14 protein-coding genes and 2 pseudogenes are annotated in these 18,529 nt (G+C 68.2%); 5 read left to right on the forward strand and 11 right to left on the reverse strand.

Annotated features, from left to right (window positions below; genetic code table 11):
* Positions 1-565: 565 nt before the first annotated feature.
* From ACGFU7_RS42920 to ACGFU7_RS42930, 3 genes are all read right to left on the reverse strand, one after another.
* Positions 566-1,483, reverse strand: a complete 918-nt coding sequence (locus ACGFU7_RS42920) for a PaaX family transcriptional regulator C-terminal domain-containing protein (RefSeq protein ID WP_393703723.1) — start codon at positions 1,481-1,483, stop codon at positions 566-568.
* 347 nt (positions 1,484-1,830) lie between these two features.
* Positions 1,831-2,658 (reverse strand): alpha/beta fold hydrolase, encoded by an 828-nt coding sequence (locus ACGFU7_RS42925; protein WP_393703725.1) that lies wholly within the window; start codon positions 2,656-2,658, stop codon positions 1,831-1,833.
* Between the two features lie 42 nt (positions 2,659-2,700).
* Positions 2,701-3,924 carry a saccharopine dehydrogenase family protein gene (locus tag ACGFU7_RS42930; protein WP_393703726.1) on the reverse strand — a complete coding sequence of 408 codons (1,224 nt, stop codon included), beginning with the start codon at positions 3,922-3,924 and terminating at the stop codon, positions 2,701-2,703.
* Between the two features lie 81 nt (positions 3,925-4,005).
* Here ACGFU7_RS42930 and ACGFU7_RS42935 point away from each other — a divergent pair, with 81 nt between their 5' ends.
* The 3 genes from ACGFU7_RS42935 (at position 4,006) to ACGFU7_RS42945 (ending at position 7,727) form a co-directional block, all read left to right on the forward strand.
* Positions 4,006-4,632, forward strand: a complete 627-nt coding sequence (locus tag ACGFU7_RS42935; RefSeq protein WP_393703728.1) for a GNAT family N-acetyltransferase — start codon at positions 4,006-4,008, stop codon at positions 4,630-4,632.
* 268 nt (positions 4,633-4,900) lie between these two features.
* On the forward strand, positions 4,901-7,189 hold the full coding sequence (locus ACGFU7_RS42940; protein WP_393703730.1) for a M28 family peptidase: 2,289 nt from the start codon (positions 4,901-4,903) through the stop codon (positions 7,187-7,189).
* Between the two features lie 301 nt (positions 7,190-7,490).
* The gene (locus ACGFU7_RS42945) at positions 7,491-7,727 is read left to right on the forward strand and encodes a hypothetical protein (protein WP_393703759.1); all 237 of its coding nucleotides are present in this window, start codon (positions 7,491-7,493) and stop codon (positions 7,725-7,727) included.
* 325 nt (positions 7,728-8,052) lie between these two features.
* Here ACGFU7_RS42945 and ACGFU7_RS42950 read toward each other — a convergent pair.
* From ACGFU7_RS42950 to ACGFU7_RS42960, 3 genes and pseudogenes are all read right to left on the reverse strand, one after another.
* Positions 8,053-8,166, reverse strand: a pseudogene (locus ACGFU7_RS42950) (transposase family protein); the annotation flags it as partial.
* A 63-nt stretch (positions 8,167-8,229) separates the two neighbouring features.
* A complete protein-coding gene (locus tag ACGFU7_RS42955; RefSeq protein WP_393703732.1) occupies positions 8,230-8,952 on the reverse strand; it encodes a GNAT family N-acetyltransferase in 723 nt (240 codons plus the stop codon).
* A gap of 278 nt (positions 8,953-9,230) precedes the next feature.
* Entirely contained in the window at positions 9,231-10,178 is a 948-nt protein-coding gene (locus ACGFU7_RS42960) for an ornithine cyclodeaminase family protein (protein WP_393703733.1), read from the reverse strand.
* A gap of 358 nt (positions 10,179-10,536) precedes the next feature.
* Here ACGFU7_RS42960 and ACGFU7_RS42965 point away from each other — a divergent pair, with 358 nt between their 5' ends.
* Positions 10,537-11,139: a GNAT family N-acetyltransferase gene (locus ACGFU7_RS42965; protein WP_393703735.1), complete on the forward strand. Its 603-nt coding sequence runs from the start codon at positions 10,537-10,539 to the stop codon at positions 11,137-11,139.
* A gap of 472 nt (positions 11,140-11,611) precedes the next feature.
* On the opposite strand, the pseudogene ACGFU7_RS42970 reads toward ACGFU7_RS42965, so the two are convergent.
* From ACGFU7_RS42970 to ACGFU7_RS42985, 4 genes and pseudogenes are all read right to left on the reverse strand, one after another.
* Positions 11,612-11,846 (reverse strand): annotated as a pseudogene (locus ACGFU7_RS42970) (IS3 family transposase); the annotation flags it as partial.
* Positions 11,847-12,095: 249 nt separating this feature from the next.
* On the reverse strand, positions 12,096-12,947 hold the full coding sequence (locus tag ACGFU7_RS42975; RefSeq protein WP_393703736.1) for an IS5 family transposase: 852 nt from the start codon (positions 12,945-12,947) through the stop codon (positions 12,096-12,098).
* Positions 12,948-13,236: 289 nt separating this feature from the next.
* Entirely contained in the window at positions 13,237-14,403 is a 1,167-nt protein-coding gene (locus tag ACGFU7_RS42980; RefSeq protein ID WP_393703737.1) for an IS1380 family transposase, read from the reverse strand.
* A 332-nt stretch (positions 14,404-14,735) separates the two neighbouring features.
* On the reverse strand, positions 14,736-16,157 hold the full coding sequence (locus ACGFU7_RS42985; protein WP_393703739.1) for a tetratricopeptide repeat protein: 1,422 nt from the start codon (positions 16,155-16,157) through the stop codon (positions 14,736-14,738).
* Positions 16,158-16,390: 233 nt separating this feature from the next.
* On the opposite strand from ACGFU7_RS42985, the gene ACGFU7_RS42990 reads away from it, so the two are divergent.
* Positions 16,391-16,978 carry a hypothetical protein gene (locus ACGFU7_RS42990; protein ID WP_393703741.1) on the forward strand — a complete coding sequence of 196 codons (588 nt, stop codon included), beginning with the start codon at positions 16,391-16,393 and terminating at the stop codon, positions 16,976-16,978.
* A gap of 336 nt (positions 16,979-17,314) precedes the next feature.
* On the opposite strand, the gene ACGFU7_RS42995 is transcribed toward ACGFU7_RS42990, so the two are convergent.
* Entirely contained in the window at positions 17,315-18,514 is a 1,200-nt protein-coding gene (locus tag ACGFU7_RS42995; RefSeq protein WP_393703743.1) for a PP2C family protein-serine/threonine phosphatase, read from the reverse strand.
* Positions 18,515-18,529 lie beyond the last annotated feature (15 nt).

Raw genomic sequence — 18,529 nt, forward strand, 5'->3', positions numbered from 1 at the left:
GATCAAGCGAAGGCCGCTCTTGCGTCCGGAACTTAGGCAAAACCATCAGCAAGTTCGAGGCCGTGTTCGACGGCAGACCATAAACGCCAAGCTTAACGGCTGTCCCGCCAGGGACTACGGGACAGCCCTTGTGGGAGTGTCCGTGAACCCGCGAACCCGCGTACCGGTGGACAGATGCACGGCAGAACAGCGCCTTGTTCACGGGAGCGTCATGGCCTGCCTGCCGGGGCCTGCGTACGGCCCATGCGGGCCACTCGCCCAGGCGGTTGTCCCTGGCGGCCACCCGCCCACGCGCGTGGCCGGCGCCGCCCACCAGCAGCCCGCTGCGGTGGGCTCCGTTCGCATGCTTCGTCAGGATGCCTGCAACCAGGATGGATCGGATGGCGAACAACGGCCAACAGCCGGTGTGCCCGCGGAAGAGGGCAACCCCTGGGTACACCGCGCCCCTGCGGACGAGCGGCTCAAAGTCATTCCCTACGAAAAGTCATTTCCTATGACGAGGAATGGCCCGGCCGGTACGCGGCTCTCACGTCCCGCATCACGCATCCGGTACGCGGCTTCGTGCTCACCCGTCGCGGCGCTGCCCTGCGGAATCGGTCCTTCTGACAGCGTCGTCGTAAAGGCGAAACAGGCGGACGTGCTGCTCCGCCGCTGTGCCGGACTGCCGCAGCCGGTCCAGGAGCTGCCAGCACTGTGCGACGAGCCGACGTGCCTCGGTTCCCGGCCAGGACCGGGGGAGCAGTTCGGGCGGCAGAAGAGGGTCGGGCTCCATCGCACGGGTGAATTCGGCGGCCAGTTCGACCGCGATGGTCAGCTGCTGGAGCGAGGAGGGGGCGGCCTCGTCCTGGAGTAGGCGCAGCCGCGGCTCGGCCACGGAAGCGAGTTGCCGATAGCGATCGGCGATCTCGTCCTGCGGCCACAGGTTGCGGGCAAGCGCGGCCGGTTCACGTACATCGCCCTGACGCAGGTCGTCGGTGGTGAGGAGGGTGAGGCGGTCGTGGATGCCGAGCCGACGAGCCGCGTCCTCGACGTAGGGTTCCCATGCGTTGGCGCTGACGTAGAGGCCGCCTTGGACGGGGGCGCCACCGAGCCGGGTGAGAACGGCGCGCAGTGTGTCGCGCGCCGTGCGGGTGTCTTCGGGTACGGCGAAGGCGACCAGGTGCCAGGTACCGTCCCAGGGTGCGAGGCCCGCGTCCTGCCGGAAAGCGTGCGCGACGAACTCGACGTCCGGCCCCAGAGCCTGCACGGTGGCGCCGGTCGCCCGGAGCAGTGCTTTGCGCCCCCTGCCTTCCTGGACGAAGCGCCCCTCCGCTACCAGCCGCTTGATGCACAGACGTACCTGCTGGTCGGTCATGCCGAGCTGCTCGGCAGTGGCGTAGAGCTCGCCGGCGTCGACCGTGTGGTCGGTACGGATCAGAGCCTCGACCAGCATGCGGGTGGGGACCTGGACGGGCGCTGTCGGTGTGTGGAGCGAGTCGGTCATGAAGTGGCGGGCCTTTCTGGTACGTCCAAGGGTGCGGCGCATTGTGGTGCCGAGCCGCACCTCTGCGGGCCGCGCGGCCAAGAAGTGCGCTCGGTATACACGGGACGGTATCCGGGCCGCTCGTACAGTGTCCTGGCGCGGGGGTTCATGCCGACGTCCAGTCCGCCACCCCGGCAGCAGTGCTCCTCACGAGGGCGATCCGAGCGTCGTGGGGAGCGCCACCTCTTCACGCCGTCGCACCAGTCGGAGGCGGGTACAAGTACCCGGGGTACCGAGGCCGGGGCGGGTCACGCCCCGCGGTGCCGAGGAACCTCCCCTCTCGCTTGAACCGGGCGTGGTTCGGGACCCTATGGCCTGTCCCAGAACGAGCCGAGCATGACGGCGACCTCGTCGACGCGCTCGATCTGCGGCATGTGGCCGGTCCGGGGGAACAGGTGGGTGCGTGCCCGGGGGAGAGCGGTCGCGGCGTTCACGAGGTGGGTGGCCGGCAGGATCCTGTCATGGGTGCCCCAGACGACGAGCGTGGGGATGTCGAGCGCCGAGACCTCGGTGAGCAGATTCTCGCGCCAGCCGCGGCGTACGCCGCGCCACGAACCGAGGGCATGGGACTGGCGCCGGAACGTCTGTGCCGCCCCTTCGCGATGGGAGAGCGCGAGTGCCAGGGCGACCCGTTCGGGTGTGGCGAAGGCCGGGTCGTAGAAGATGGAGCGCTCCGACATCAGCGCGCTGTCCGCATGGGGACGCAAGAGTAGCCGCCAGAGCAGCGGAAGGTCGAGGATGCGCAGGGTCCAGGTGACGTCGCGGCCGAACCCTGCGCTGTTGAGCAGTGCCAATGACGCCACCCGCGCGGGGGCATCTGCGGCGAGCCGCATCGCGACGGCTCCGCCAAGCGAATTGCCCACCACATGGGCGCCCGAGGGAACCCCGAGCACGTCCAAGGCCCCTTCGACGTGCCGGGCCAGTGCCGCGAGGCGGCAGTCGGGCAGGGCCTGGGACTGCCCGAAGCCCGCGAGGTCGATGGCGATCAGCCGGTACCCGCTCAGGGCGGCCCGCAGCGGCTCCCAGTCCTCCAGGCTGCGGCCCAGTCCGTGCAGCAGGATCACGGGCGGGCCGGTGCCCGTCGCCGCGTAACGGACGCGAAGCCCCCCGACCTCGACGAATTCCGCTGTATGCACGCCGACTCCTGGTTCCAGTGATTTCACCGGTATCTCCTCGTTTCAGTGGCTCGGGGTGACGGTGGTGATCACGCAGTTGCCGGGGTGGTCGCTGTCGGAGGTGTGGGGCAGGTGGTGGGACAGGTCGAGGAAGAACCGCTCGGGTTCGATGACGGCCTCGGGAGGGTGTACGCCGGGCCGGCCGCTGGTGCCGTCGAGAAGCTGGGCGAGCCCCAGGGCCAGCGGGATTCCGGTCGCCTCTGCCATGTCGTCGATCAGCGTGGTCATGCCGGACGTCTCGGCGAGGCGGGACAGGACGGTGACCGGCCTGCCGTCGCGGGTACCCGTGGCTGCGGCGAAGAACGGCGGCAGCGACCGGGGGCCCTTGAGGCCCATGGCGCCTGCTACGGCCCGCAGGCCGCGGGAAACCGAGGGTTTGGCCAGGTCCATGGCGGCGGTTTCGTTGGTGAGTTTGCCTGCGTCGATGTCCCGGCGCAGGACGTCCAGGTAGGCCAGTGTGCCTGGGGTGATGACCATGAGGTTGGCGGCCTCGCCGGTCGGGCGGAAGCTGCGGTGGAGGGTGACCGGCTCGGGATGGCCGACGGTGTACGCCGTTCCGGAGTGCTCGGGGGAGAGGGTCAGCGTGACCGGACGGAGCGGCCGTCGGTGTACGAGCTGTCCGTCGCTGACGACGGCTACCTTCCCGCTGATCTGCTCCATCCAGTGCACGGCGGCGGCACTGGGCTGCCCGTCGGGGTCGAGCAGCTGATCGTCGTCCTGATCGTTGCCGGAGACATCGACGGGCCACGCGGTGTACAGGTTCTGGACCTGGTCCAGCTGCTGGACGGCGCGTGCGGCCAGCAGGTTGCTGACCCCGGGACTGGCGCCCATGCCCACTACCGCGCAGACCCCGGCGGACCGTGCTTCCTCGTCCAGATCGAGCATCTGCAGGGTCGGCTCCCAGTCGTCGCAGATGTCCAGGTAGTGCGTACCGGTCGCGATCGCGGCACGCAGCACGGTCAGGCCGAAGCGGTAGTACGGACCGACGGTGTTGAGCACGACGTCGGCGTCGGCCATTGCGGCCCGGAGGGCGGAGGCATCGGTCACGTCCACCTGCAGGACCCGCATGGGCGCACCACCGGCACCGGCGAGCTGGCGTACCAGCCTCTGGGCCGCTTCAAGGCGTTTGTCGGCCACCACGATCTCGCTCACCTCGGACAGCCCGGCAGCCACTCGCACCGCCACCGCCCCCATCGCACCGGGTCCGCCTAGTGCCAGGATCCTCATTCGCTCTTCCTCTCTAGTCCGTTACGATCGAAAGTTATACGATCGGTTTTGAATCGAGCAAGTGCTGATGAAGGAGGAATCGTGACCGACCCACAGTTCCCGGACACAGCTCCGCACGGGCCGGAGATCGACGACTGCCCGCCCGTGGACGCCTGCGTACGCGTGCTGGCCGACGCCTTTGCCCGCGAGTCGGCGACCTCCTGGATCTGCGGCAGTTCGTCCGCCACCAGGGAGAACTGGTTCGACGCCACCCTGCGCGCCGATGCCACCATTCCCGGATCGCGCCGCTACGCCCTGGCCGGGGACGGCGGCCGACCCATCGCGGCCGCAGTCCTCACCCCGCCCGGAGCTCGGCTCTCACCTGCCGCGCAGGCGCAGTGGGCGGCCCGTACGCTCGCGCGTTGCGGTCCCCGGTCCGTGCAGCGGACCCTGCGCTATCTCGACCTCACCGAAGCCGGTGCGCCCGAGAACGCCTGGACGCTGGAGTTCATCGGGGTGGTTCCCGCCGCCGCGGGCCGCGGGGCGGGGCGGCGTCTCCTCGACCGTCTGCTGGCCGATACACCAGCCACGGCCGGGATCTACCTCACCACCGCGGACCCCGGAAATGTGGCGCTCTATCAGCACTTCGGGTTCGTCACCCAGAGGCGCCTGTCCGTCGGACCACTGAATGTTGCGACCATGTTGAGAAGGCGTACAAGCAGTCCGTAGCCACGGGCGGCCCGAGTGCGAATGCCATGCAGCAACTCGATGACGATTCCGGTGACTTCGATCCGCAGGACCACCGAGACCGGATCGAACTGCTTCACCGACTCCGAGTTGGTCCCGGACACCGACCCGCTCGGGCCGCGCGACAGTGCTGAGGAGCGCTACACCGCCGAGCTGCCGATCGTCGCCATCGAATACGGCGGCCCCGGCACGTACCGGCCCGCTGTCCCACCCACTCCCGCTATGGGGTATATCCGTGCAGGTTCCGATCATGACGCGCAGACGAGTGCCGGCCCTGGCCGCCTTCCTGCTGCTCCTCCTCACTGGTATCGCGGCCATGCTGCCGCTGCGTACCTCCGAGCCCCGGCCGGCCTCCGCCCCCACTGGTGACTTCTCGGCGGCCCGTGCGGTCGCACGGCTCGATGGAATCGCGAAGGTCCCGCACTCGGCGGGTTCGGCCGCACAGTCGGACGTACGGGAGTATCTCGTCGGTGAGCTGCGGAAGCTGAGTCTGAGGCCCGAGGTCCAGACCCGGGTCGCCCCCTCCGACGCAGACAGCCCGGCCATCGTCGGGTCCGTCTCCAACGTCCACGCCACGATCCCCGGGAAGAAGTCCACCGGCCGGGTCCTCCTTGTCGCCCACTACGACTCCGTGCCGATCGCCCCAGGCGCCGGCGACGACGGCTCCAACGTCGCCGCGATCCTCGAAATCGCCCGCGTCCTCAAGGCCGGAGCGCAGCTCCGCAACGACGTCGAGATCCTCTTCACCGACGGCGAGGAGCACGGGCTGCTCGGCGCGAGAGGTTTCGTCGACGCGGAGGCCAGTACCTTTCGGGCCGCTGCTCCCCGGCAGACCGTCGTGGTGAACATGGAGGGCCGGGGCACGTCCGGCCCCGTCATGATGTTCCAGATGGCGGGCACCGGTCTCACCTCCGCCGTGAAGGCTTCCGGTGCGGTCACCACGTCGTTCTCCGCCGCGATCTACGACCAACTGCCCAACGACACCGACCTGACGGTCTTCGACGAGGCCGACATGCGCGGTCTCAATTTCGCCTTCATGGACGGCTCCGCGCACTACCACACCGGCCACGACAGCATCTCCCGGCTCGATGCCGCGAGCGTGCAGGACATGGGAGACGCGGCGCTCGGAGCCGTCCGCCATCTCGGCGGCACGGACCTCTCGCAGCGCGGTTCGGACGCCACGTACTTCTCCCTGTTCGGCACAGCCGTGTCCTACCCGGCATGGCTGGCCCTGCCGCTCGCCTTGACGGCCCTCCTGGGCGTGCCGCTGCTGCTGTGGTTCGGCCGGAGCCGAGGTCTGACCCCCGGCGAGGCCGGACGGGCCGCCCTGAGCTTCCCGCTCACGCTGATCGGTGCGGCGGTCATCGGCCTGGCCGGGTGGTCGGCACTGAGCCTGGTCCGTCCGGACTTCGCGCTCAGCGAGGGCAGCGTCCACCACCTCGGCCGGTACGCGTGGGGCGGAGCGTTGCTGCTCCTGGTACTGCTCGCAGCCTGGTACCGCTGGGCCCGCCGCAACGCGTCGCCGCTGGACATCGTGGTGGGTGTGCTCGGCTGTTTCGCGATGATCGCCGTGGTCTGCGCGGTGGCCCTGCCCGGGGGCGCCTACCTCTTCACCTGGCCGGCGCTGATCGGACTGGCGGTCGTCGCGGTGACGCTGCGGTTCACACGGGCGGACTCCCCGTGGCGTGCGGTGGCCGGAGCGATGACGGCCGTACCGGTTGTGGCTCTCGTCCTACCGGTCGTTCTCCTGCTGCTGCCCGCCCTGGGACTGTCACTCATCGCCGCCCCGCTGGTCCTCGCGGCACTGCTCGCAGCGGTATTGCTGAGCCTCCTGGAGCCGCTTCCCCCACGTCGTGCGCTTACCGCCGGGATGCTCGCGGTGACGGTGGCAGGTGTGGGCACGCTGGTCGTGGGCACGGCCCTCGACGGCTACAACGCTGAGGAACCCCGGCCGGTCAGCCTCGGCTACGTCCTGGAGTCCGACACCGGCAAGGCCACCTGGGTCAGCGACGGCGATTCATCCCAGCCCGCCGTCGGCAAGCTCCTCACCGGCGAGCCGGCTCGCTTCGAAGACCGCGTCCCCGCGCTGGACGATGCCGTGCTCGCGAACGGGGCGGCCAAGGCCGCCCCCCTGGACACACCACGTACCGCGAACGTCTCAAGCACCGAGGCCGACGGCGTACGTACGGTCCGGTTCCGTATCCAGGGGCCTGCCGACGCCCACACCATCGCCGTACACGCCGATACCCGTGCCCACCAGATCCTCGACGCCACTGTTGAGGGTGCGAAGCTCACCGGCGGACCGAAGCGACCGGGGAGCGGCTGGGGTTGGAGTTTCGACTACGCCGCCCCGCCCGCCGACGGCCTCGATGTCGTCGTCCGCATCCGCGGCAAGGGCCCCCTGCCCATCCGCGTAGTGTCCACCGCGGCCGGCTTGCCGGGCGGAGTCGGTGCGCCCACTCTGGCCGCGGACCAGAGCTGGACGAGCTGGCCGTCGGTCGCCGGGCAGACCTTCGTCGTACGGACCTTCCGGCTCTGACCACGCCGCACGAAAGGCCCACCACGGAGATCCATCCGCTCCTGCGGTCGTCGCGATAATCCGGTTCCGGGGCGCGATGGACTCTCAGGATCCGGGAGACCCGGGGCAGTGCTTCAAGGATCCTGGCGCTGACGCGTGAGGGGGAAGCACACTCTCAAGCTCATGGATCAGCACCCGAACGGCACACGGAGAAGGTCCAGGTCATCACCGAGAAGGCGGAAGAGCGTGCCGCCTTCCTTGGCGACGGGGAGCAGGAGCGTAGCAAGGCTCGGCCTCATGAGCCCATCGTGAGGCCGAGCCCTTGGAGGCGACGACTTCAGGGGGCAGGGTCCGTGGCGCCGAGGCCTCCCGGCAGACCATCTCCACCAGCGGCGACAACAAGGTCCTCGTTGGCATGGCCGAATGGCGGAACTGGCTGCAACTTGCGGTGCGGTGGCGTCACCACGCGTCCGCCGGTCTGAGCACCCGGACCCTGGTAGCCGACATCCGCGAGGATCTCCACCACGGGCCCGTCGACCAGGAGCTCGATCAGCCTTGACCGGCGGGCGTGGGTGATATCTGCGCAGCTTCAGTGCTTGGTCGGGCTGCAGATACAGCGCCTGACCGTCCTCGTCCGTGAACACCATGGTCCTGACAGCGTTCTGCTTGCTCTTGCCCGAGATGAAACTGTCTCGGTGAGTGTGGCCGACGGCCGGACGGCGAACCCGGATCTCGGTGCCGTCGATGATGCCGACTCTCCCGGTCACGCCGAGCTGCTCAACGACCTCAGCCAGCGTTCGCAGCCGCACGTCGGGGCTGACGCTGGGCCCTCGCTCGGCGAGCAGGGGTCGCACCTCGCCGATGGCCAGGGTGACAGTCGAGCGGTCGACGCCGAACCAGCAGGCCGGCACGTCATGCGTGACGCCATGGCGGAGGTGCACGAGCGTGGCCGGGAGACGGTCGATGAAGACCAGCCGGTGCTTCTCGCCGACGCTCACAACACCCTTCCACGGCCGGGGATGGGTGTTGAAGAACCATGAATGCGCGAGTTGCCGTCTGGCTCAGACTGAGGAGTCCGTGGACACGACGTCCCACTTGCCGAACAAGGTCAGTCCGGCCGACTTGGCCAGCACCGAAGAAGCGGTGTTGTCGAGTTGGCACCGGTACTGGGGCTCGTACCCTTGCATGGCGGCATGGCGGCAGATGGCTCGAACAACGCGGCGGGCGTGCCCTTGCCCTCGGTGAGACGGCAGGGTCAGCACGCCGAGGTCCGCGACGGTCGAGTCGTCCCAGGGGTACATACTCGCGGCGCAGACGAGACGACCGTCAACGAAGGCTCCGAACACGGCCCAGTGGCCCAATTCCACGTAGGCATCGTCCATGTCCTGTTCTGATGACGAGGCCCGGAAAGCGGCGAAGACCTCCTCGTCCTGCGCGGTCAGCTGACGAATGCCGTCGCTTGTCGCTTCCCGCACCAGTTCGCTCTTGTCTTTGTCCAGGTAGGCGAAGAGGTAGTCGGCCCCGTGCAGCGTGATCCCGGCTTGCGCGAGTTTCCGGCGGAACAGTGTCTCGCTCAGATTCTCCGTCGGCTTGAGACCGCCCGCCGTAGCCATCGCGGGCGTCAGTGCGACAAAGACTTTCCCGTCGGGAGTCTCCAGCACCATGAGACGACTGTCCTCGCTCAGGTCGGGGTTGACGGTGACGACGAACGCGTCGTCATGGTGGACGGCTTCTCCGCGGGCGAAGGGGGAGAGCCAAAGGTGGGTGAATACAGTGGAGAACATGCCGGTGCTTTCTGCTCGAGGCGGTCGAGAGGCGTTGATCACACTCGGGTCGAGGTTGCGTCGAAGCGGGTCAGCGAAGCCGACGAAAAGTATCAACCATGCCGCGATCGTATGTGAATCATGAGATTTGTGTCTCTGGGTTTAATCGCGACTCGTGGCTCTGACTCCGTCCTGGTGGCTGCTGGACGCGAGTCGCACCTTGTGCGGGGTGCACAGCGCCCACAACAACAGCTCGTACTGGGTGATCGCGCCTTCCCGATCGTTTTGCAGGGCAGGGCTCAGGCGAGCAGGTCGGCTTGCGTTCCGACGCCGTGTTGTTCGGCGTACTGGTAGGCGAGCCAGGCAAGGGCGAGGTCCTGCCAGGGAAGCCCGACAGGGGCGTAGACGGTGCGTGTCGTGGCGCTGGTGCGGCCCGGGTGGTCATTGCGGAGGAGTTCGCCGAGGGTGGCCTTGGCGGCAGTGGCGGGAAGGCCGGCGGCTGCGAGTGCTCCCATGGAGGCGGCCAGTTCACGGTCGTCGACCACGAGGAGCGAGCATGCGAGCAAGTCGGCGGAGAGTTCTTGCTTGCCGGGCTCATCGGCTCCCAGAGACGTGAAGTGTTGCCCGGGCCGAGTATCGGCAAGGCGCAGCAACGGTCTACGTGCCCAAGTTGCCAGCAGGATGACATCAGCGGCCGAGGCGACATCCGTGGGAGAACCGAGCGCTCGTCCGCCGTGCCGGGCGACAAAGGCGGCGGCGCGGGCCGGATCGGCGTCGTGCACCACGACACCGCGGAAGCTCCGCATGCTGCGTAGTCCGCGGACCATGAGCTCGGCTTGTGCGCCCGCGCCGATCACGCCGAGTACCACGTCCCCTCCCGGGTCGGGGGTCGCGAGGACATGAGTCCCCAGAGCTGCTGCGAGTCCCGTGCGCCAAGCGGTGATGGTGGCGGAATCCATCAGAGCGAGGAGCTCACCGTCATGACCACTGTGGAGACAGATCACGCCACGCAAAGCTGGTCGGGTGGCGGGGAACTTGGCGTTCACCTTCACCGTGTAGGCGTCGATCTCGGGCAGCAGCCCAGGGATCAAAGCTGTAGCTGTGCCGGGAAACGGCAGGTCTGTCAGTACTCGCTGTCCCGTTGCCGGCCAGGATCCGGTACTGCAGAAACCTTCTTTCAGGACGGCCATACAGGCCGTGGGCTCAAGCACGGCTTCCAGATTGCTGCGGGTCAGGATTCGGGTCATGTCCCCATGATCCCAATCCTCCTTGCCGCAGGGGAGCCAAGGCGAGGAGAGTTCTTTCCCTTCCGTGCTCCGGATCATCAACCGCGAGGATGCGGTCATCGCGCCGGCCGAGCCGGACGTCGAGCCCTGGCGGCTCAGCAACTGCCACTGCCCACAGTTCGCGATCGTAGTTGTTCATGAATGCGGGAGGCACCCGTCCGGCGGCGAGGGCGATGTTCACGAGTACGGGAGGCGCTCCGAACCGAGCCCCGTTTTCCCGGCGACGGGGACGGTTCCCCGAAGCTGCCATGAACTGGCGAATACCTCAGCGTGATGATGCTCCTGGGAACCTGCCGTCTGGCCAGATCGTTTAATTGACATGCTGCATCACCAGGACACCCCTTCCGTACGTCCCATCACCGACGCCGACATTCCGACCGCTGTCGAGACCCTCGCTCGGGCCTTCGCCGACTACCCCTACACCCGGCACGTGGTCGCCGCGGACGATCATGAGGGCCGGATCCGGCGCTTCCAGGAACTTTGCCTGACCCGCGTTGGGATGGTGTGCGGGCGCGTATGGGTTGCCGACGCCGGCCGTGCCGTCGCCGTGTGGGCCACTCCTGACCAGGACCCCTCACCCGCCTTTGCCGAGATCGGCCCGTTGCTGGGCAGCCTTGCCGGTGACCGGGCGGCTGCCTTTGAGTCCGCGGAGCAGGCCGTCGCTCCGTACCGGCCACAGGAGCCTGCATGGTTTCTGAACACGGTGGGAGTCACCCCTGAAGCCCAGGGGCAGGGGCTCGGCAGTGCGGTGCTGGTCCCCGGCATCGAGGCGGCCGCACGCGCCGGGTACCCGGTATTCCTGGAGACCTCCAGCGAGCGGAACGTGAAATTCTACGAGCGCCTCGGCTTCGAGGTCGCAGCCGAGGTCGTTCTCCCCGACAACGGCCCCCGTACGTGGTGCATGCGCAAGGACCCCCGATAGAGCTGCGGGGCCGCTGCGTGTGCCGGTCCGGTGTCAGTGGGGTTTCGTCAGTGACGTAGTGTCAGTTTTCGGTGTTCGTGCTGGCTGGGTGCCTGTTCGGGCAGGTTTTGTCGTGAGCCGGTATACGGGACCGGTGGTTCTGTCGTGGGGCAGTACACCACTGTCCGGCCTGCTGTCACGGAATCGGTGCTTCTGAGGCGCAGGGTCGGCGTTTGGGTCGGCAGTGAGCCCTTTTCAACCTGCTGGCAGCGCATGGATGTTGACGAGTGAGGGCTGTACGGAACGACGAAGCTCCTGGTAGACGGTTCTCGACCAAGATCACCCGTGTCGGCCAGGAGCTTCGTGTGCTTGCCTACCCGTCCTCGACTGATCTTCCAGCCACACCTTGCGGTTCCTGACCGGACGACTGACGGCCGGACGGTAGGACATCGGGACGCCGGAAGATTTCAAGTCCAGTGAGACGGTCGTGACGCTATGGGGTTTGTGGTGTGGGTTCCCTGCGTTTGGCCGGGTCGTTGATCCAGGCCGTCTGGGGTATCTCGGGTGGTCGGGGGCGGCGGCCGAAGCGTTCGGGGTGGCGGGCGTATGCCTCGGCGAGGGTGACCGCGCTGGTCGCGGACTTCCTCGGCGGTCCCGAAGTGGACGGAGGCTGGTGTGTGCCAGCCGATACCCGAGTGCCGGTGCTCATGGTTGTTTGTGTCCTGAACGCGAGGAGACGCTTTATGTAGGTGAAGATGATTTAGCGGTGCTGTGCGAGAGATGAAGGAATTATTGGCCCTTCGGAGCCGCCCTGCGGGGGGAGGCTCCAAACCACCTCATGCTGCGGCAGCTGAATACTGTCGTGGTGAGCGATGAGGAAAAGGCGTCGCAAGAGGCGTCAGGTGGGGATCGGGAAGACGAGCGCAAGCGAATCGCTGCTGACGTGTCGTAATGACTTAGACCGACCGGCAAATGGATCACTTGAGGCGTCGGGTGGTGGGGCGGCCGTCCCAGCGGTAGCGGCTCGTCGCGCGGCGGATGAGCATACGGAGCGTGACGAATGCGGCGGCGAGGTAGAGGTAGAAGTCCACGACCTTGCCGCTCCTCTCTGTGCAGCGCCGGAGCTTGCCGTAATCGTTCATCCACGAGTGCGTGCGCTCAACCACCCAGCGCTTGCCGGCCTGAATCGGAGCAGGCACACCCTTGCGCGCGACCTCGGCGGTGAATCCCAACTCGGCCATCAGTGCACGGGTCTTGGCGCTGTCGTAACCGCGATCGAGGTTGACGTTGACCGTTTCCGGCAGCGGACCGACCTGCGCCTTCGTCGCTTCCAGAGTGGGTCCGAGCAGGGGCGAGTCGTGCCGGTTGGCTCCGTCGGAGACGATCCCGAGCGGAACTCCGCAAGCATCCGAAGCGACCGAGCGCTTCAGCCCCTGCTTGCCCCGGTCGACCGGCGATCGCCCCGCCTTCTCGCCGCCGAAGGGGGCCTTGGTGATGCAGCCGTCCACCGAGATTTCACACAGTCCGAGACCGATCATGCGGTCGTACGCCTCCAGGGCGAGGGCATGCACCTTCTCGGGAATTTCCTGCTCAGCCCACTCCTTGACGCGACGTCGGATCGTCCGGTCGGAGCATCCGAGCGTGGAGACGCGCTCGTAACCGGAGCCATGGGCCAGCGCCAGCACGACATGTTCGAAGACCGTCCGGTCGGCGATCCGGCGCCTATGACAGCCCAGCGGGTGGTCCGCGGCGAACTCCGCCCGAGCGGGCAGGAAGGCGGTGAACTGGTCCCAGAGGGGTTCGAGCAGGCAAGATGGGAGCGCGGGCACGGCCGTCCTTCGGGATCACTGAGCGTAGAGAACTCCATGATCACCTGGACCCGTGCCCGCGCTGCATCCACCCCGCCTCATCGCGAGGCAGCGGCTGCCTATTGCCGGTCGGTCTAACCTCGATTCGTCAGTGGGCTTCGGTCGCTGATCGGTCCGACGGTTCGCCCGTAATGTCCCCTGCCGGTTGAGGGCGGGTCTTCGCGTGACGCCGCGGCTGCGCCGGGTTCCACAAGCCCGGAGACTGCGGGTTCTCCTCCTTTCCGGTCCTCGTCGGGCGGGGGCCCGGTCGTCAGGTTGTGGACGGAAGCTGGATGAGCCGCCTCCAGCTGGTGGTGAACGCCGATGCCCAGGGCCAGGTCCGCTCGATGCGCAGATAGCGGCGGCGGGCGTGCTTCGCGAGGCGGGCGGGCAGGTGGTAGAGGCGGAAGCGCATGGTGTCCGGTTCGGCGCCGGCGAGGTCCTTGCTGTCGTGCAGGGTCAGCAGACGGAGCCAGGCGTCGAGATCGGCTGCGAGGTTCGCGGCGAGCATCCAGCCTGTGTTGATCTGCCAGGACTGCGAGGGCAGGTTGTGCAGGCCCATGGCCTTGGCGGTGCGGATGCAGTCCTCGACCTCGGCGTGGTCGCGGTGCAGGGCGTCGAGGAACTGGATCTGGTGGGAGCCGGTGATGCCCCACATGTGCCGGATGTTCGTCACGGTGACCGAGTAGCGCCAGCCGGTCTTCTTCTCGAAGCCGGTCAGTTTCTTCAGCTGCCGCCGTGACGGCTTGACGCGGCGGACGATCAGCCGCATCCCCTCCGGCCAGCCCTCTCGGGTGTTCAGATTGGTCAACTCCGCGATGTGATAGCCCGCTTGCAGTGCGCCGTCCTGTGTCAGCGCGGTCTCCCACGCTTTCTCAGGAATCCGGGCGATCGCGGCTTCGTCCTCCTCGGTGATCTTCCAGCCGACGGTGTAACGGACTGTGCGCCGCGTGGTGTTCAACGCTTCGAGGTACTGAAGCAGGCCATGCGTGGCGCCCGCACCGTCGACGCGGATCAGCAACTTGGACTGCGAGGAGTGGGGGATCTGCTCCAGGCAGGCGACCAGCACCCGCAGGTGGTCCTCGACGGTGTTTGCCCCCGCGTTGCCCGGGCGCAGTTCCATCGCGAGACTCTCGCCGGTGTTCGCGCACCAGCCGCCCAGCGGATGGAACCCGAACGTACCCTTGAACGTGCCCGCGGCTCCTTCCTTCCTGGACGCGCTCGTGATGACCGTGGCATCCAGGTCCACGACGATCCAGCCCGTCAGGGTGCGTCCGGCCACCGTGAGCCACGGGAAGCCGCCGGGCCGCAGGCGCAACAGCATCCACACGTGGCGGCGTACCCGCCGGCGCACCTTCGCGATCCGCGTCAGCATCTGTTCGTCGAGCCCGGCCAGCACCCGGCGCGTGGTCGAGTCCGAGACGGCGGGCCCGAACAAGCCCTGGTGGTGCAGTTGGAGTTGCTCGGCCTCCAGCAGGCTCCGAGCACGATCGTGACCGCCAGCTGAACGAGTACGGCGGCCCGTTCCCGCCAGCCGGCCGCCGTGCTCGTTGGCGGCACCCCGGCGAGCCCGCGTGCCAGACCGATCCGGTCCGCCAGCTTCCGCAGCAGCACCGCTCCGGCATGCCCGACCAGCCCCTTCCCGTCGGCCGTCACAGACAGCCCACGGTCCCACCCTGTACGCTCGCTCACCAGAAAGGTGTCCTGACTCCTGCACCCGATGCTTCCTCGACAGTCGCATCCTTGCAGGTCAGCGGCACCTTTCTGCTGTCAGGGCATCAACTCATCCAATTCCGCTGAATAGCCGGGGTTAGCTACACCGTGACGGTCGTCCGCGAGTTCAAATAGCTTGCGGGCCTGCGTGTGGGCTCCGATGGCTTCAGTGAATCGGCCCACATCCTGGAATGCGAGGCCGAGGCTATTCGAGGCCATCGCTTCCTGGTGGCGGTCCTTCAGGCTGTGGTGGATGTCGCGGGCCTGGCTGTGGGCAGTGATGGCGTCCTCGAAGCGGCGCACCTCCCGGAGTGCAAGGCCGAGGTTGTTCCACGCGCTGGCTTCAAAGGAGCGGTCACGGGTTTTCCGGAACAGGTCGCGGGCGTGTTCCAGGGCAGTGATGGCGTCGTCGAAGCGGCGCACCTCCCAGAAGGCGGTGCCGAGGTTGTTCCACGCGGCGGCTTCTTGGCGGTCGTCACAGGCGACATGAGCAGTGTCGCGGTGGATGGTACTCGTGGTGATCCAATCGTCGAAATACCTTCGCCACCTCAGGTATTCAACGAGAGAGGGTGGGAGCCGGCCGGCGATGTCCGGGTGTCCGGTCCCATTTGCGATGGTGACGGCGCTGACGAGGTTCGCGCGTTCGGCGTCCAGCCAGGTCAGGGCCTCCTCACGTCCGGTGAACGCCTTGGGCACGGGTTGACCGGGTAGGGCCCGCAGGTGGCCATCAGCGGCTTTCGTGGTGGTTGCGTAATGCTCCAGCAGTCGGGTCCGAGCTGCGTCGCGCCAGCTAGGGTCCGTACCCTCCGCGGCACGCTCGTCGGCGTAGAGGCGGACCAGGTCGTGCAGCCGCCAGCGGCTCCAGACATGTCCGGGTTCGATCAGGTGGGCACGGGCCAGATCCTGCAACAGCTCCTCGACCTGGAACTGATCCGCATCGGCGAGGTGAGCGGCGGCTTCGGTGGAGAGGTCTGGGCCGGGGTTGAGCGGCAGCAGCCGAAACAGCCGAGCGTGCAGGGCGTCGAGGTGCTGGTATGACAGGTCGAAGGCAGCCCGCACCGCGCGGTCCTCACGATGTAACCGGTCCAGCCGGGAATGCTCCGTCTCCAAGGCGCGGGCCAGAGAAGCCAGCGGGCGGGTGGGGGCGTCGGCGAGCAGGCCGGCGGCGATACGCAGCGCCAACGGTAGGCCCGCGCATAGCTGGACAACCGCAGCAGCCGCTTCGGGATCGCCGTCCACACGGTTGTCGGCACTGCCACGGGCCTGCTGCAGGGCGTCGCGGAGCAGCTCGATGGAGGCGGGTTTATCGAGGATGTCCAGGTCGTGCAGACGGGCTCCGACATCGAGAGTGTGGCGAGAGGTGAGCAGGGCGACGGTGGTGCCGTCGCTGGGCAGCAGTGGGAGGGCCTGCTCGGCGGTGGAGGCGTTGTCGACGACGACCAGGATCCGTCGGCCCTGTTCGGCGAAGGCCGCCAGCACGCTTCGGTACAGGCGCGTACGGTCCTGCAGGCTGACGGGAATGTACTCGCCGGGTATCCCAAGGGGGGGGGTGCCGTTAACGAGCGGCGAACCAGGTGACAAGTAACCCGCCAGTAGCTTTCGGATCGAGGGTGCCGCGTTGATCCCCCGGATGCCGGAGTACCTACACCGGCTCTCGTGCCGTTGAGGTGAGGGGGACGCCGACGCGGAGGAATCAGACGTCTGGGGCATGCGTGGCCCGGGCGGTCGACGCCGGCCTGATGGAGAGCGGCGCGGAGACGAAGTACCACTTCACCCCGGACGGCAAGGTGCTGTCCGCGGCGGTCGGCAAGAGCGGCCAGATCCTCGTCAACGGTGAGCGGCTGACGCCGTCGGTCGCTGAGCGGCTGCGGGGCGAGATGCCGTTTTTGGCCCGGATGGTGACCTTCTACGAGAACAACCAGGCGGCCGGCTGCGGGCTGGATGGTGGGCCCGAGGACGGCGTCGTCAGGCTCGACCCGGACGCCACGAGCCGGGCCCGGCGGGCGACCGATGCCCTGATCCGGGCCGGGAAGGTCGCGGAGGGCGTCGGTGCGATGGTCATCCCCTCGCAGCGCGGGGTGCTGGTCGCGGTAGGCGGCCGAGATGGCGAGCTGTACGTCAACGGCCAGGCGCTGACCGAGCAGTGGGCCGCGCGGCTGCGGGCGGATCTGCCGGACATTGCCTCAGACGTGACCAGGCTCCAGGTGCGGCGGGCCGAATGGCTCGACTCGCCGCCGTCGGACCGCACGCGTGACCTGGCCGCGGCCTGCGCTGACCCGAACTGCCTCGGGCCCCACTGATCGTCACGCGGCAGCCGGCTCCGGCTCGGGGGCCGGTTCCTGGGGGACGGGGTGGGCGAGCTGGAGGCGGCTGCCCATGTTGAGCCGCACCTCGCCGTAGGGAGATCCTGGGCCGCTACCTGTTCAACATCAAGGCCAGCGGACCCGGCCAGGGCCTGCGGCCCTTCCGCGACCCCTATGCCATCGAGGACGAAGGGGAAGACGGCTGAGGGCCAGCGCATCCGAGACGGCCTGCGCCCCCTGCGCGGCCCGGCCGCGGCCGGCGATGGCGACGCGGACGGTGGAGAGGAATGACCTCTTCCCGGCAGCGGTCTCCGGATGGACACGGGGAAGTGCTTATCGGCCGGCTCCGGCGTGGGCGTGGCGGCCGTCGTGGTAGGGGCCGTGCCAGTCGAGGCACAGCACCGTGGCGTCGTCGGGCAGGTGGCCGCCGCAGGCGTCGGTAACCGCTGCTGCCAGGACGCGCACGACCTCGCGGGGATGTTCGAAGGCGGTCTCGCGCATGAGGCCGGGCAGGTCGACGGACTCGGCTTGTCGTTCCTGCATGCCGTCGCTGTGGAGCAGGAGCCGGTCGCCGGGGCGCAGGTCGAGGAACTGTACGTGGTACGGGGTGGGTCCGGGGGCGCCGAAGAGCAGGTCGACGTCCAGGCGCACCTCGTTCACCGTGCCGTCGCGCAGGAGCAGCGGCCAGGGGTGTCCGGCGTTGACGAGCTGTGCGCCGGTCCCGTCCAGGGCGATGCGCAGGAGCTGTCCGGTGGCCATGGTGTGGTGGCCGTGGTCGAGGAGAGCCTGGTGGATCCGGCGGGCCTGCTCGGTCAGGCTGGCGCCGTCGCGACGAGCGCCGCGCGAGGCGTTGACCAGGAGGGTGGCCATGAGTGCGGCGTCGACGTCGTGGCCCATGGCATCGGTGACGGAAAGATGCAGGGTGTCGTGGTCGAGGGCGTAGTCGTAGGTGTCCCCGGCGGCGTCGTCGGCCGGGACCAGGCACGCGGCGAGCACGAACTGTGCGGCTTCGCAGGAGGGCGCGTCGGGCAGGAGCTGGCGCTGGATCTCGGCGGCCAGGCTGAGAGGGGTAGCGCGCTGACCCCACCGGTAGAGGTCGGTGAAGCGGCGGTCGGTGACGATGATGTACGCCAGCGCGTGCGCGGCCTCGCCAACCTCGTCCAGGATCTCCTGGCTGACGTGCGGCAGGGACAACTCCAGGACGCCGATGGTGTCACCGCGGTTGGTCACCGGGGCGAACACCCGCTTTCCGTACCCGGCGTCGGGGGCCTGCACCAGCTCCTGGGTGCGCAGCACCTGGTCGTAGACGCTGCCGGCCAGCTGGATCTGATCGGCGTCGAGGCCGGCCCGCGGGGCGATACCCTCGTCGACCCGCACCATCTGCCGGCCAGCGACGCCGACGAACAGGAACGACACCGCCCGCGCGTCGAACCGGTCGCGTAGATTGCGCGCCACCACAGCGAGAGACGCCCCCGGTGCCGCGTCCTCCGCAGCGGCGAGCACCTCGGCCAGCCCGAACGGGTCACCAAGCATCCTTGCCTCCGCTCA

It is taken from the genome of Streptomyces sp. NPDC048473 (assembly GCF_043200155.1).
Classification (GTDB): domain Bacteria; phylum Actinomycetota; class Actinomycetes; order Streptomycetales; family Streptomycetaceae; genus Streptomyces.

Bases quoted from the DNA above. Each gene is read 5' to 3' on its own strand.
- ACGFU7_RS42995 (WP_393703743.1), bottom strand. From the start codon at position 18,514: ATGCTTGGTGACCCGTTCGGGCTGGCCGAGGTGCTCGCCGCTGCGGAG.
- ACGFU7_RS42930 (WP_393703726.1), bottom strand. From the start codon at position 3,924: ATGAGGATCCTGGCACTAGGCGGACCCGGTGCGATGGGGGCGGTGGCG.
- ACGFU7_RS42955 (WP_393703732.1), bottom strand. From the start codon at position 8,952: ATGTTCTCCACTGTATTCACCCACCTTTGGCTCTCCCCCTTCGCCCGC.
- ACGFU7_RS42965 (WP_393703735.1), top strand. From the start codon at position 10,537: ATGCTGCATCACCAGGACACCCCTTCCGTACGTCCCATCACCGACGCC.
- ACGFU7_RS42920 (WP_393703723.1), bottom strand. From the start codon at position 1,483: ATGACCGACTCGCTCCACACACCGACAGCGCCCGTCCAGGTCCCCACC.
- ACGFU7_RS42940 (WP_393703730.1), top strand. From the start codon at position 4,901: ATGACGCGCAGACGAGTGCCGGCCCTGGCCGCCTTCCTGCTGCTCCTC.
- ACGFU7_RS42960 (WP_393703733.1), bottom strand. From the start codon at position 10,178: ATGACCCGAATCCTGACCCGCAGCAATCTGGAAGCCGTGCTTGAGCCC.